Annotated in this window: 2 protein-coding genes; both read right to left on the minus strand. The window is 43.6% G+C overall.

The features are described 5' to 3' along the window. A partial coding sequence (locus tag ASC50_RS06595; RefSeq protein ID WP_082591998.1) for an AAA family ATPase occupies positions 1-115 on the minus strand: 115 nt, incomplete at its 3' end. 11 nt (positions 116-126) lie between these two features. Further along, positions 127-1,346: AAA family ATPase (locus ASC50_RS00625; RefSeq protein ID WP_056928578.1), on the minus strand; the 1,220-nt coding region annotated here is incomplete at its 5' end.

Raw genomic sequence — 1,346 nt, forward strand, 5'->3', positions numbered from 1 at the left:
ACGGCTTGCCGGATGTTATCAAGCGATGAATCACTTGGGTCTTATCGACATACAAATAGCCTTTGCTGCGTAAATCCGCAAACGACTGTATTCCAATAGGTAATTCCTGTAACATAATGTTTTTTTTTAATTATTTGATAATTCTTCCATCCGACAAGCAATCTCTTTCCCCACAAATGCCACTCCCAGCAATGCGATGCGCTTGTTCTCGCCCGCATAACGCTCATAATAGCGGACTTCGCGAATTTGTGCCAATGCTGTGTCTAATAATTGGGCTATTGTAGCGGCGTTGTCTGCAGTGTCTTTGCCACCATCGCTTGCAACGTCTTTATCGCCATCACTTGCAGCATATTTCACTTCGGCAATCACAACCCGCTCCTGCCACGTCCACACGGCATCTATCCGCCCTTTATCGGTGCACATTTCGGCATCCGGCTTAAAGCCTAATGCATTCAGCCACAGCAGCAACATGGAATGATAATATTTTTCATCGTTGCCCCACAGTTGGTAGGGAATGCGCGCAAACATGGCTTGCAGGCTACGCTCAAACTGTTGCGAATCGCCCGACACAAGTTGCCTCATCATTTGTCGGCATCCCTCGTTCACTTCCGGCAACGAAATTTCGGCATAATTGGCTAATAAATGGCGCGTTAATGCCTGATTGACCTCCTCGTTGGGAACACCCAGCGTGTAGAGCATAGTTACACCAAACGGGTCTTGTTCCTTCTTTTTTACTGTCAAATAGCCCGTTTGAAACATCAATATGCGCGGGTTTATCGTCTGAATATCAAAACTGTCGAAGTCTGTAGCCTCCATCTGAAATGGCACCATCAACGACTGCACATCATTATGCTCTTTCAAAATATTAACTATAAACGTGGGGCTACCGGTTGAAAACCAATGGTCTTTAAACTCTTGTATGTCGAAAAGCAACAATGTTGAAAACGAATTATATACAAAATTAACACCATCCCACGAATAGCCATCGTACCAGTATTTAATTTTCTCTATTGTTTGCTGTTTGGTCAGTTCTTCCTTTTGGCTCATTTGTTCAATATGGGGGTCAAAATAGGATTCTAACTCTGCCTGTGTATAGCCGCAAATAGTGGCAAATCGGGCATCAAGTGTAATGTCGCGCAGATTGTTTAACCCCGAAAAGATGGATACTTTGGAGAATTTGGATACGCCCGTGAGAAATATGAAGTGCAGATGCTCATCAGCGGCTTTCATCACCTGATAGAAATCGTGAAGAATGGCACGATTTTTGTCAGCCTTTTCCAAATCGTTCAAATGGTCGATGATGGGTTTATCATATTCATCAACTAAAATGACTACTTGCTGCTTTT

The sequence above is a fragment of the Candidatus Symbiothrix dinenymphae genome, assembly GCF_001431085.1.